At 52.2% G+C, this 12,722-nt stretch carries 9 protein-coding genes; 3 read left to right on the top strand and 6 right to left on the bottom strand.

The window, feature by feature from the left end:
• Positions 1–396 precede the first annotated feature (396 nt).
• Positions 397–870, bottom strand: a complete 474-nt coding sequence (locus tag VFS25_RS05350) for a GAF domain-containing protein (protein ID WP_326461092.1) — start codon at positions 868–870, stop codon at positions 397–399.
• A 513-nt stretch (positions 871–1,383) separates the two neighbouring features.
• Here VFS25_RS05350 and VFS25_RS05345 point away from each other — a divergent pair.
• Positions 1,384–2,355 carry a terpene synthase family protein gene (locus tag VFS25_RS05345; protein WP_326461091.1) on the top strand — a complete coding sequence of 324 codons (972 nt, stop codon included), beginning with the start codon at positions 1,384–1,386 and terminating at the stop codon, positions 2,353–2,355.
• Between the two features lie 213 nt (positions 2,356–2,568).
• On the opposite strand, the gene VFS25_RS05340 is transcribed toward VFS25_RS05345, so the two are convergent.
• The gene (locus VFS25_RS05340) at positions 2,569–3,597 is read right to left on the bottom strand and encodes a hypothetical protein (RefSeq protein ID WP_326461090.1); all 1,029 of its coding nucleotides are present in this window, start codon (positions 3,595–3,597) and stop codon (positions 2,569–2,571) included.
• Positions 3,598–3,721: 124 nt separating this feature from the next.
• Here VFS25_RS05340 and VFS25_RS05335 point away from each other — a divergent pair, with 124 nt between their 5' ends.
• Positions 3,722–5,353, top strand: coding sequence for a sodium/sugar symporter (locus VFS25_RS05335; protein ID WP_326461089.1), 1,632 nt, complete (start codon positions 3,722–3,724; stop codon positions 5,351–5,353).
• Between the two features lie 378 nt (positions 5,354–5,731).
• On the top strand, positions 5,732–6,613 hold the full coding sequence (locus VFS25_RS05330) for an inositol oxygenase family protein (protein ID WP_326461088.1): 882 nt from the start codon (positions 5,732–5,734) through the stop codon (positions 6,611–6,613).
• A 57-nt stretch (positions 6,614–6,670) separates the two neighbouring features.
• On the opposite strand, the gene idi is transcribed toward VFS25_RS05330, so the two are convergent.
• From idi to VFS25_RS05310, 4 genes are all read right to left on the bottom strand, one after another.
• Positions 6,671–7,192, bottom strand: coding sequence for an isopentenyl-diphosphate Delta-isomerase (idi, locus tag VFS25_RS05325; protein ID WP_326461087.1), 522 nt, complete (start codon positions 7,190–7,192; stop codon positions 6,671–6,673).
• Positions 7,193–7,243: 51 nt separating this feature from the next.
• On the bottom strand, positions 7,244–8,560 hold the full coding sequence (locus VFS25_RS05320; protein ID WP_326461086.1) for a PA2928 family protein: 1,317 nt from the start codon (positions 8,558–8,560) through the stop codon (positions 7,244–7,246).
• A 49-nt stretch (positions 8,561–8,609) separates the two neighbouring features.
• Complete coding sequence (locus VFS25_RS05315) at positions 8,610–11,540, bottom strand: FAD-binding and (Fe-S)-binding domain-containing protein (RefSeq protein ID WP_326461085.1); 2,931 nt, start codon at positions 11,538–11,540, stop codon at positions 8,610–8,612.
• A 758-nt stretch (positions 11,541–12,298) separates the two neighbouring features.
• A partial coding sequence (locus VFS25_RS05310) for a DUF72 domain-containing protein (protein ID WP_326461084.1) occupies positions 12,299–12,722 on the bottom strand: 424 nt, incomplete at its 5' end.

The raw sequence follows: 12,722 nt of genomic DNA, 5'->3' as shown, positions 1-12,722 counted from the left end.
TAAAAAAGAACATTATACTGTTTGTTTAGAAAATCAAGTAGTTACAAATTTTATTCCTTTTCCCCGTATTTCACAAAAAACGCTATTATTAAGCTAATTAAAATGTATATGTCTTTACAGGAGAAGCATATCATCCGCCCGGCCATGTTGGCTGTATTGCAGCGGTCATGCTTGCGGAGCTGCCCGGTACTAAGGGAGTTTCTCCACATCATCCCTTTGCGCGGGGCATGCGGCCTGTAATAAAAGCGCCGGTAAGCAGCAGTACAACGCGCCTTCGGCACGCATGCGCCCTGCGATAATACCGGTACCTGCGCCGGTAACAACCGGATAAATTCCGTGGAGATATGGGGCTATATTACGCATGTGCACTCGTTTCGTATAGGGGTGGGTGTGGGGCTACAGGTTAATGAGCGTAACCACTTCCTCCAGGTAACGGGCGTCCGTATCATCAAAATGATCTAAATGTTCACTGTCCACATCCAGCACGCCCGCTACTTTACCGTTCCGGATAATGGGCACTACAATTTCGGAGCGCGACAAGCTGCTGCAGGCAATGTGCCCGGGAAACTTTTCAACATCCGGTACAATCAGGGTGCGTGCCTGTGCCCAGGCGGCGCCGCATACACCGCGCCCGTGCTGTATGCGCGTGCAGGCCACCGGTCCCTGGAAAGGGCCCAGCACCAGCTCATTTTGCTTTACCAGGTAAAAGCCTGTCCAAAACCATCCGAACTGCTCTTTCAGCGCTGCTGCTATATTGGCCAGGTTTGCCACCAGGTCCGGCTCTCCATCCAGGAGGCCTTTGAGCTGCGGCAGCAGGGAATGGTATTTTGCTGTTTTATCGCCGGTTACTATATGAAGATCTTCTGCCATGCAGCAAAGGTAAAATGGAAATGTTGAACCCCGCTCTTTAAATTAAACCCCTCAGCTAAAATCAACTAAAAGTTTTGTAAATTTAGCACGTGTGCCCAGGGGGGAAATGGTCTGTTTTAGCTTCTTCGGCAAGGCAATTAACCCTATTTTCGCTTCCCCCTTTTATTTATTTTTTAAAAGACACAACCACTTATATGCCGCTCATTCACGCGCCGCCTGCAGGGCTGTACTATCCCTGGATACCTTCCTGTTATTAGTATGCCTCCCGGCAACAGCTATTATTATGTCATTAAAATATGGAAACATCTCACGTTCACCGCGCATGAGCAGGATGCCTGCTGTTTGCCCGCCGGCGATTAGGGTGCCACCCTGCCCCGTTATAACGTCGTTTCCTATACGATAATAAACTGCTGATCCCCCGCTATCCACGGGGGAGCGCTTCCGGCCTGTCCGGGGTTATGAACCGTTTATCTGCGAAATTTTCTCTTAACCATTAAAATCCCTGATTGATTTATGCAACAGATCCATCTCCCGCGGATGCAATATCCGTTTCCCTCACTTGTAAACCGTTTTGCATCGCTGGCCGAGCAGCAAAACCTGCTGTGGGCGCAAACTTTTGGCCTGCTTAAAACAGAAGCAGCCCTGGCCCGTTTTAAAAGATCAAAGTTTGCGTGGCTGGTAGCCCGCACCTTCCCCAATGCCGGTTATGAAGAGCTGTGCATTCTTGCCAACTTCAACACCTGGCTGTTTCTCCACGACGACCAGTGTGATGAAGCGCAGCTTGGCCAGCAAGCCAGCAGCCTGCAGGCAGTAACCGGTTATTTTTCCGAAATACTCACCCGGGAGATTGCGCAGCCGGAGGAAGGCGGTGCTTTTGCCCTGGCGCTGGCCGATGTATGGCAACGTTTGCTGCCCCTTAGCCGCCCCGCGTGGCGCCTGCGCTTTATACGCACCATGCAGGAGTATTTCCGGGCCTGCCATTGGGAAGCCGATAACAGGGCCCAGCAAAAAGCCCCGCCTGTTGCGGATTACGTAATTATGCGGCCTTACACCGGCGCGTTGTATGTTGACCTGGAGCTGATTGCCGTGAGCGAAAAAACAGACCTGCCCGACGATGTGCTGCAGCACTCCATGGTACAGCGTTTGGCCCTGGCCTGTAACAACGTTGTTTGCTGGACGAACGACATTATTTCCTGCGCCAAGGAAGCAGAGCAGGGCGATGTGCACAACCTGGTGCTGGCGCTTGTACGGGAACGCGGCCTCTCTTTCCAGGCTGCCATTGATGAAGCGCACCGCATGCACGATGAGGAGGTAAGATTGTTTGCCGCCCTGGAAAACCTGCTGCCATCCTTTGATGAAGTAACCGACCAGGAGCTGCGCCGCTATGTGGCAGTGCTCCGCACCTGGATGACGGGTAACTACAACTGGAGCGTGCATGATACCGGCAGGTACAATGTAGCAGGGGAAACGGTTACTGTTAAGTAGCGGTGAATTACGAATTGTTCAATTACGGATTACGAATGAAAGGCTGAATGCTGAAAGATGAGTGCTGAAAGATGAAAGCTTAGTGCCGGAAGCAGAGCGCTGCACGCAGGAAGCTTAACATCGAAAGCCTAACGCAGAACGAAATGGCTGAAGTAGCACTAACTTTTAAATACCGCTTTCCTCCATTCGTAATTCGTAATTGATAATTCGTAATTAAGTTTTTCGTTTTTCCATCCACCTTCCTATCCACCAGAAAGATAGCGCCAGTATGCTGAAGAAAATGCCTTTATGCGTACGGTCCCACAGGTATTCAAAGTAGCGGGTGTACATATCCAGCAGCAGGAATATTACGCCGAAGTCGCGCACCAGCGGGTCGCGCATTTTTATGCCCAGCCATATTACCGCGGCGCATAGCAGGGTATAAATAACTACCCACCATAACAGCTGGTATTGCCGCACCAGCTGCCACTCGCCCCAGGTGCCGCTGTTGCCGAAAATGGAGATAAGCCAGGCAGATGATAATAACAGCAGCCAGCCGCCGGCCCAGGTAATATGCTGTATGGCATGATATTTTTTGCTGCGCAGGGCCAGCCGGTGCAGCAGCAGCATAACAGCCGCCAGCACAAACAGGCGGCAGGGGAGGTTCATGCCCGGGAACCACGATGCATCTCCTGTTATGTAATAGGTAAGCTTTACATAGGCCGGCACTAGGCATAGCAGCGTGGCCGTCCATAACAGGGGAGATGATAGCATAAACGCCAGCACGCCGTAAGCAACGGTTGCCAGCAGCCAGAAAAGGCCGTAATTGCCATCCAGGTATTGCAGGCTTTTACCCAGGTACACTACGGTAACGCCTGTACTTAATATGGGCAGCAGCCAGTATAGCTCCCGGTTGAGCGAATAGCCCGGCTGCTTTTGCTGCCGCTGCCAGCCGCGGTAGCACAGGAAAACAGTGAGCAGGCCAAACAGCAGGGCAATAATGCCGTCTGTTAACGACAGCTTTTTGCGGATCACCTCTATCCACTTCTCATCCAGCACCAGCGAGCCAAAGGCCATAAGGGCGCAGGAAATGGCCGCAATAAAAATATACAGGGTAATGGTTTGCCATTCAATATTATTTTCCTTAACCTGGTAGCTCTGCTGCATTTGCTGCGCCTGTTCCGGGTTAATGAGCTGCAGCTGCCGCCACTGGTCAATGGCTTTTTGCAGCAAACGGGCTTCCTTTTTATCTATTTCCAGCATACGTATGAAGGATGGCTGTTTACAGCAAAGTACACAAAATAACGCAGGTTGCTGTACGCATTTGCATATATGAGCTTTTATCTGCACATTTGTACATTTAGCACAGCCGTACATTTGCTCCGTTATGAATCATCTTCGTTTACCCGACTACTTTGTTTTCCTGGTCTACTTTATAGTGGTAGCAGGTTATGGTTATTACATTTACCGCCGCAAACGCGCCAATGTTACCAGCACCAAAGACTTTTTCCTGGCAGAGGGATCACTGACCTGGTGGGCCATTGGCGCATCGCTGATTGCCTCCAATATTTCCGCGGAGCATTTCATCGGCATGTCGGGCTCCGGCTTTGCGCTGGGGCTGGCCATTTCCACCTATGAATGGATGTCGGCCGCCACCCTTATTATCGTGGCTGTATTTTTTATACCGGTGTACCTGAAGAACAAGATCTATACCATGCCGCAGTTCCTGCTGGAGCGGTATAACTCCACCGTAAGCACGGTGATGGCGGTTTTCTGGCTGCTGGTATATGTGCTCGTAAACCTTACCTCTATTATTTACCTGGGCGCGTTGGCCATCAATGCCATCTCCGGCATTAACTTTTACTGGTGCATAGCCGGGCTGGCGGTGTTTGCCATATTTGTAACGCTGGGCGGTATGAAGGTAATCGGGTATACGGATGTGGTGCAGGTGTTTGTGCTGGTGCTGGGCGGCCTGGTAACCACCTACCTGGCGCTGAACCTGGTATCGGAGCATTTCGGCTTTGGCAAAAATATCTGGAAAGGGCTGGCCCTTATCAAAGACCAGGCGCCTACGCATTTTCATATGATCTTTGATAAATCCAATCCCTATTATAAAGACCTGCCCGGCCTCTCTGTGCTCATTGGCGGTATGTGGATCAATAACCTCAACTACTGGGGATGTAACCAGTACATTATTCAGCGCGCGCTGGGGGCCGATCTGAAAACTGCCCGGGGAGGCATTCTTTTTGCCGCTTTCCTGAAGCTGCTGGTGCCGGTAATTGCGGTGCTGCCGGGCATTACCGCTTATGTGCTGTACAAGAACGGCGTGTTTACCCATCAAATGACCGATATAGCGGGTAATGTAAAGCCTGACCAGGCTTATCCCACGCTTATGAACCTGTTGCCTCCCGGCCTCAAGGGCCTGGCCTTTGCCGCGCTTACGGCCGCTATTGTGGCGTCGCTGGCGGGTAAGGCCAACAGTATTTCCACCATTTTCTCCCTGGATATTTACAAACGCTACTTTCATAAAAATGCCACCGAAAAGCAGCTGGTGCGCGCCGGCCGTTATACCGTGATCATTGCCATGCTGATAGCGTGCCTGGTGGCGCCGGCCCTCCGCTCCCTCGACCAGGCCTACCAGTTCATACAGGAGTATGTTGGGTTTATTGCACCCGGCGTGCTGGCCATTTTCCTGATGGGCTTTTTATGGAAACGCACTACGGCCACGGCTGCGCTTACCGCTGCGGTGCTTACCATTCCGCTGTCTACCGTGCTGAAGTTCCTGCCGGTATGGACGAACGGCGCTTTCCCGGATTATGCTTTCCTGGATCGTATGAGCATTGTGTTTGTAATACTGATAGGCATTATGATCATTATGACCCTGCTGGACCGCAGCAGCAAATACATGCCGCGCATTATCCATATTGATAAGTCGATGTTCCGCACCAGCCCCGCTTTTATAGTAGGGTCTGTTATTATTGTGGGCATATTAACGGCGCTGTATACGGTATTCTGGTAAAAGCGCCGTTTCGGTGCCATTCCCCGTATTGCACCGTAAGGTACGCCTGCACGGCACGCGGGGTAATGCCCGCTGTGCAAGGCTGATACCCCTGTGCTATTTACCCGCCTGCAGGTAACGCCCCGTTCGCAATGCTCATAGCTTTTCCGGTTACTGCCGGTATTTTGCTAATCGATTGCAAAAGTGCTGTGAAAAACCATTTTAATAACGTAAATTTAGAGTAGGGAGTATGCCTGAACCGGGAGGATGGGCTAAACGCCCTGAAGCTCATAGCCTGAGATACTGCCGGTGCAGTGGCTATGATGATAAACCGTTTCTTAGATTTATAAAAGATCTCACGTCCATAAAACACGTCCATAAAAACTAAAACGTTCACGTATGAAGGTACAAACTCAGTTCACCAACGAAGAGTTACAGCCGCTGAACAGCATTGAACAATGGGAAGATGATGTGCTGCAACGTTACCCGGAAGGAAAGGAACCTGCCAAAGCCAAGGAAGAATACCGCAACTACGATAACCCGCAACGGGACACGGTACGGGAGTTTTACCGCCTGAACCACAAATACCAGACGTATGATTTTGTGCTGCAGAAAAAGCAGGAGTTCCTGCAGTTCAACCGCAAGGAATTGCCGGTGTGGGGAGCCATGGAATTTTTGAATACGCTGGTAGACGACTCCGACCCGGATATTGACCTGGACCAGCTGCAGCACCTGCTGCAAACAGCGGAAGCCATCCGCGCCGACGGGCACCCGGACTGGTTTATACTTACCGGCTTTATCCACGACATGGGCAAGGTGCTTTGCCTGTTTGGCGAGCCGCAATGGGCCGTGGTAGGCGATACCTTCCCCGTAGGTTGCCAGCACTCCGATAAGATCGTATATCCTGAGTTTTTTGCAGCCAACCCGGATAGTACCGATGAGCGCTACAACACCAAATACGGTGTTTACTCGCCCAACTGCGGCTTAAGGAACGTGCATATGTCATGGGGGCATGATGAATACCTGTATCATATTACCAAGGATTACCTGCCCGAGCCTGCGCAGTACATGATCCGCTACCACTCTTTTTATTCACAGCACCGGGAAAATGCCTATGAGCATTTAATGGATGATCATGATAAGGAAATGTTTGAATGGGTGAAGAAATTCAACCCGTACGACCTGTATTCCAAAAGCCCGAAACCGCCGGTGGTATCGGAACTAAAATCTTATTACGAAGATCTTATAGCCAAATACCTGCCTGCCACCATCCGGTTGTAGGTACGGTAAGTAACCATAATAAAAAGAAAAGCAGCGATGATCTTGTCGCTGCTTTTTTTATTGAGGTTTCAGCTGCTCCTTTATCATGGGAAACGCCACTTTAAACCAGTAGGTAAAGCGCTCCGGCGTATCTCTTACCTGGCGGGCTATTTCAGCCAGTGAAAAAAATCCGTATTCCGCTACTTCCGTTGCATCGGGCATAATGGCGCCGTCATAGGCGCCCAGGAACACATGGTCATATTCATGTTCGGTTAAACCATTATCAAAGCTGGCATGGTAAGTAAAGGTGAACAGTTTCTCCAGCGGACAGTCGAACCCCATTTCTTCCTGCAGGCGGCGGTGCGCCGCATCCTGCACCTCTTCACCCGGCATGGGATGGCTGCAGCAGGCATTGGTCCACAGGCCGCCGGAATGGTATTTGTCAATGGCGCGCCGCTGCAGCAGCATTTCATTGGCGGCGTTCATGATAAAAACAGAAAAGGCCCGGTGCAATAGTCCTTTCTGATGGGCCTCCAGCTTCTCCATTGTAGCCAGTGGTTCATCGTGTTCATTCACCAGGATAATATGATCAGATCTCATATTTGCGGAAAGGGTTTGAGGGAAAATAATGCTTTTTCTGGAAGGTAGGAATTAATGTTTTATTTGCCAAACCACCTTACCTGTCGGCACATCAATGCAGGTAGTATGCAGCATCCAGGTAAGCAGCAGCTTTTGTTGCGTAATATCGGCCCAACGGAAGGTGAACTCCGGGTTGCCGCCTGAAAACACCTCTTTAAAGGCATTGGTTTCGCGTGCATTGGAGGCGTCGAAGAATAAGCCGGTAAGGTTATTTTGCCAGTGTATGCGTAAGGGTTGCCCGGGCGCCCATTGCACGAGCGAAAGCCGCAAGCCCGCATCCTTATTGGTGTTGGAGGCCTGCAGGATAAAAAAGTTATCCGGCGCTGTTTGCAGCAGGCGGTCAGTGTTGCCCCGGCGGTTAGGGGTAATGCGGCCGGCCTTTCTAACCAGGTCGTCTATACGGTTTTGCATGTCGCGTATGGTATTTTCCATACTGCGTATATTCGCGCCCGTTTTATTGCGCCGCAGGCTGTCGGCCAGTGACTGCAGGGAGTCCACCATGCTTTTCTGCTGGTTGATAAGCGATCTTACTTCCTGCAGCTGCCCGGTTTGCATTTGCTGCAAACGGCTGATGTTCCTGTCTATTAAAAAGCTGCCTTTCAAAAAACCGGGATCATTTTCGGGCGAACGGCTCCCTGGCTCTGTTACCAGGTGGTTGCGCGGGTTGCCCTCCAGCCGCAGCACAACCGAGTCGTTATAAATAGCGCGCTGCCCGGTAATGCCGCCGTCCTGCAGGGGCGGCAGCTGGTAGTTTACGTCGGTAAGCTTTGTTACCTGCAGGGTCGCGGGGTTCAGCGCATAGCGGAAACCCTGGTCGTCGCTGAGTATAACGCCCCGTCCAACATCATACCCGAAGAATTGCGGCAGCTGGTACCATTCGGGATTAGCCAGGTGCTCCTCCAGGAAAGATGCCTGCCGCAACAGCTGGTCGGCGGTAGCTTTTACCTGCAGCGTGCGCGGGTCAATGGTTTGTATGGCCACCTGCCCGTTTTTCCTGATGCACCACAGCTGGTTGCCGGTGAGGCCCAGCAGCATGCAGGCGTCGTCCGACTCCCCGCCGAATACAATGCGGACCAGCAGGTGACCGTCTTTTACATCATAGGCCGAAAGGCGGGTGTTGGTAAAACCGCTGATGCGCGTGAAGCCATTGCCGGTGCTTTTGGAGGTGGCATGAAATACCTTTTCATGCGCTATCAGCACCTGCCCGGCGCTATCGGTATACAGGTACTCGCAGATAATGCCATCTGCGGCGCCGGTTTTGTCTGATTTGAAAAAGCAGCCGCTGGTTAAAAAGAGCAGTATAACAGGGAATAGGTAGTGCCTGATCATGTAACAATTTAATGAAAATTTTATATGTTTTGACCAGGTACGGTTGCCTTTACAACAGGGCTGCATGCAATATTTCTACCGGGTGCAGGGCCACCTTGCCGGTGCCGTCCTTTACCTGGTGCCGGCAGCTGGTGCCGGGGGCCGCTATCAGCGTATCTTCCGTGGCATTGCGCACAGCAGGGAACAGTACCAGCTCGCCTATCTGCATGGAAAGGTCAAAATGCTCTTTCTCGTACCCGAAAGAGCCGGCCATGCCGCAGCAGCCGGAAGGGATCAGCTCTACGCTGTAATTAGCCGGCAGGGATAATATTTTTTTGCTGTGCAGGGGAGTAGATAATGCTTTCTGCTGGCAATGCCCGTGCAGCTTTATATGCCGTTTTTCCTGCGTAAACTGCCCCGGGTGCAGCTGGCCGCGCTCCGCTGCCTGCGACAGGAACTCATCTACCAGGAACACATTTTTAGCCAGCTGCTGCGCTGCCTGGCGGTAGGGCTCCGTTACCAGCTCGGGGTACTCGTCGCGGAAGCTCAGGATAGCCGAAGGCTCAATGCCCAGCAGGGGCGTATCTGCGGTAATAACGTCTTTGAATATACGTACCTGCTCTTCCGCAATGGTGCGCGCTTTACGCAGCAGCCCTTTCGACATCAGCGCACGGGCGCTCTGCGGGTGATCGGCCATACGCACCTCATAGCCCAGGCGGTGCAGCAGCTGTACGGCTTTAATGCCAATGGTGGTATCGTTATAGTTGGTGAACTCGTCGCAGAAAATATATACTACCGGGGCCTGGGCCGGCAGGGCGGTTTTTTCCTTTGGCCATTGCCGGCGGAACCAGCTTTTGAACGTGGTGCTGTGCAGCCCCGGCAGGGAGCGGTTGGCGGCAAAGCCCGATACTTTTTTAATAAGGCCGCTGGTGGCTTTGTTCTTTACCAGCCAGTTGTACATGCCCGGCGCAATGGCGGCCAGCCCGTTCAGGTTACTGTAGTTGCCGATGAGCTTTGCGCGGAAGGGCACGCCGTTGGCATCATGGTAATGCTGCAGGAATTCCATTTTCAGCTTAGCCATATCCACGTTGCTGGGGCATTCCGACTTGCAGCCCTTGCAGGCCAGGCACAGGTCCAGCACATCGTAAATCTCCTGGTGGTCAAAACGGTTTTGCTTGTTGGAATGGGTCAGGAACTCGCGTAATATGTTGGCGCGTGCGCGGGTAGTATCTTTTTCGTTGCGGGTAGCCATGTAGCTGGGGCACATGGTGCCGCCGCTCAGGTGCGTTTTACGGCAGTCGCCGGAGCCGTTGCACTGCTCCGCGTGTTGCAGTACGGTTTGATGCGGAAAGTGGAAGATGGTTGTAATAGGCGGTACCTGCTGGCCCGGTTCGTACCGCAGCATGCTGTTCATGGAGGGAGTGTCCACGATCTTGTGCGGGTTAAAAATATTGTCCGGGTCCCAGGTGTATTTTACCTGGCGCAGCAGCTCGTAGTTGCGGTCGCCGATCATCTGGCGTATGAATTCACCGCGCAGGCGCCCATCGCCATGCTCGCCGCTCAGCGAACCTTTGAACGCTTTTACCAGCGTGGCAATTTCCTCCGCTATTTTGCGGAACAGCTGGTTGCCTTCGGCGGTTTTCAGGTTAATGATGGGGCGCAGGTGTATTTCACCGCTGCCGGCATGGGCATAATGCACGGCATACAGGTTATACTGCTTCAGTATGTCGTTAAAGCGGCGTATGTATTCCGGCAGGTCCTCAATGTCCACGGCGGTATCTTCAATTACCGGTACGGCCTTTTCATCGCCCGGCAGGTTGCTGAGCAGGCCCAGGCCGGCTTTGCGGAGGGTCCATATTTTTTTGGTGTCTTCCCCGAACAGCAGGGGAAAGTGATACCCCAGGCCGGCGGCCTGCAGCTCCTGTTGCAGGCGTGTGGCTACTTCCGTTATCTCCTCCCGCGTGTTGCGCAGGAATTCTATTACCAGTATGGCGCCGGGATCGCCCTGCACAAAAAAGCGGTTCTTGCGCTGCTCAATATTATCCTTGGTGCACTCCAGTATGTAATGGTCTATCAGCTCGCTGGCGCTGGGCTTGTACTGCATGGCTATAATATTGGCCCGCAGCGACTCGTCAATATTATTGAAATGCACGCACAGCAGCCCGCTTTCTTTAGGGGGCAGCGGCGCTATGTTCAGCTTTATTTCCGTAACAAAGGCCAGGGTGCCTTCTGAGCCGGCAATCAGCTTACAGAAGTTAAAATCCTCCGCGCCCGCAGTAAAGGGCGCAGTTTCCAGCAGCAGGTCTATGGCATAGCCGGTGTTCCGGCGGGTAATGCTTTTCTTGGGGAACTGGCTGCGTATTTCCTCCTGGTGGGCGTGGTTGCCCAGGAGGGTACGTATCTGGTGGTACAGCCGGGTTTCCAGGGAGCCGTCCTCCCGTTCGCAGCGGGCATGAAACTCGTCTGTTGAAAGCTGGTGAAACACCGCTTCGGAGCCGTCGCTCAGCAGGGCCTTTACTTCCAGCAGGTGTTCGCGGGTGCTGCCGTACACCACGGAGTTGGAGCCGCAGGAGTTGTTGCCCACCATGCCGCCTATCATGGCGCGGTTGGCGGTAGAGGTTTCAGGGCCAAAGTAAAAGCCGTAGGGTTTCAGGTACATGTTCAGCTCATCGCGTACAACGCCGGGCTGCACCCGCACCCACTTTTCTTCGGTGTTAATTTCCAGTATACGGGTAAAGTTTTTCGACACATCCACAACAATGCCGTTGCCTACTACCTGCCCGGCCAGTGAGGTGCCGGCAGTGCGCGGTATCAGGGATGTCCTGTTTTCACGGGCAAACCGGATCAGGCGTTTAATATCGCCTTCATGCGCCGGTATGGCTACGGCCAGGGGCAGCTCACGGTAGGCCGAAGCATCCGTGGCATACAGGGTGCGCATGGTATCATCATCGTAAAGGGTGCCCTCCAGTTCCAGGGCCAGTTGCCTCAGCTTATCTCGCATAATAGATCAGACCATTATTCCGCGGCGAAGGTAGGGTGAGATTTATGAATTACAAATTACAAATTACGAATTACGAATGAAGGGGTGTCAGGAATGGATGTTTTTTAAAAAGGGGGGGATGAAGTAGATAATTTCTAAAAAGGACAGGCGGGCAAAAGCGCAGGCGCGCTTAGCCGCAGGTAAGCGGTCTTGTATAAAAAACGGTTAATCCGGGAATGCTTTAGGGGGGAATAAGACGCCGCTTTCAGGCAACGCCTGATCGTGATTATTATTCATATCATAAATTAGTTTTCAAAGGCATGTTCCAATATCCGGGGCGGTCATACGGGTAAATACTGCTTTGGCAGAAGGCCTCTCCAAACAAACCGCCGGCTGCCTGGTATGTTAACCCGGCTGCCGGGGCTATTACAAGTTATACCTGTCTGCCGATTGCACCCCGACTGCACCTCAACTGCCCTTTTTCCGCCTTTTTCCCTCTATGCTATTGCTGCGCCATTGCTGCGCAACTACTCCCCCCTGCATAAACCCCCACATTCCCCCACATCATCCTGGTTATCCTGCGTAAAATGCTGTCATTTTTGCTGCAATAGGTTCATTATCAATCTTAATTATCTGCAGTTTCAATAACCGGCCATCTTTCACATGTGCTTACCGCTATGCTCGGCCTCGCACCGTGTAGTTGAGCATTCGCAATTGCGCAAACTTTACCAGCCACTCATCTCACCTCAATTCGTAATTCCTGATTAAACAATTCGTAATTAAAACAGTGTGTTATTGCTCACAAACTTTGGCCGTTCCACTTCAATGCCGCAAACATCCTTTATCTTATCAACCAGGTACACGCTCAGCTCAGGAGAATAGGCTTCGTCATGCATGTGCATGAAAAAGTACAGCTCTTTTAACCCGTGCTGCAGCCAGTAATGAATGCGGTTTACCCAATCATCAATGCGCGTATAGTCGGTAGGGTGCAGGCTGTTGCCTACAAAGCGGATGAATGCTTTGGGGGTGGTCAGGTGCATGTGCGCACAGTCGCGCCGTCCGGAGGTATCGGTTATAATAATGCCCACCTTCAGCTTTTGCAGCGTTTGCAGCAGCTCCAGCCAGATGCCTTCGTCGCTGAACCATTGCGGATGCCTTACTTCCAGGAAAAACTGCAGGTCTTTAGGCAGGGAGGCCAGGTAC

Source organism: Chitinophaga sp. (assembly GCF_035761305.1).
Classification (GTDB): domain Bacteria; phylum Bacteroidota; class Bacteroidia; order Chitinophagales; family Chitinophagaceae; genus Chitinophaga.
Note: the sequence above shows the minus strand (reverse complement) of the source record. Positions and strands in the feature narration are given on the sequence as shown.

Coding starts and splice junctions, on each gene's coding strand:
- VFS25_RS05350 (WP_326461092.1), bottom strand. CDS start 870: ATGGCAGAAGATCTTCATATAGTAACCGGCGATAAAACAGCAAAATAC.
- VFS25_RS05345 (WP_326461091.1), top strand. CDS start 1,384: ATGCAACAGATCCATCTCCCGCGGATGCAATATCCGTTTCCCTCACTT.
- VFS25_RS05340 (WP_326461090.1), bottom strand. CDS start 3,597: ATGCTGGAAATAGATAAAAAGGAAGCCCGTTTGCTGCAAAAAGCCATT.
- VFS25_RS05335 (WP_326461089.1), top strand. CDS start 3,722: ATGAATCATCTTCGTTTACCCGACTACTTTGTTTTCCTGGTCTACTTT.
- VFS25_RS05330 (WP_326461088.1), top strand. CDS start 5,732: ATGAAGGTACAAACTCAGTTCACCAACGAAGAGTTACAGCCGCTGAAC.
- idi (WP_326461087.1), bottom strand. CDS start 7,192: ATGAGATCTGATCATATTATCCTGGTGAATGAACACGATGAACCACTG.
- VFS25_RS05320 (WP_326461086.1), bottom strand. CDS start 8,560: ATGATCAGGCACTACCTATTCCCTGTTATACTGCTCTTTTTAACCAGC.
- VFS25_RS05315 (WP_326461085.1), bottom strand. CDS start 11,540: ATGCGAGATAAGCTGAGGCAACTGGCCCTGGAACTGGAGGGCACCCTT.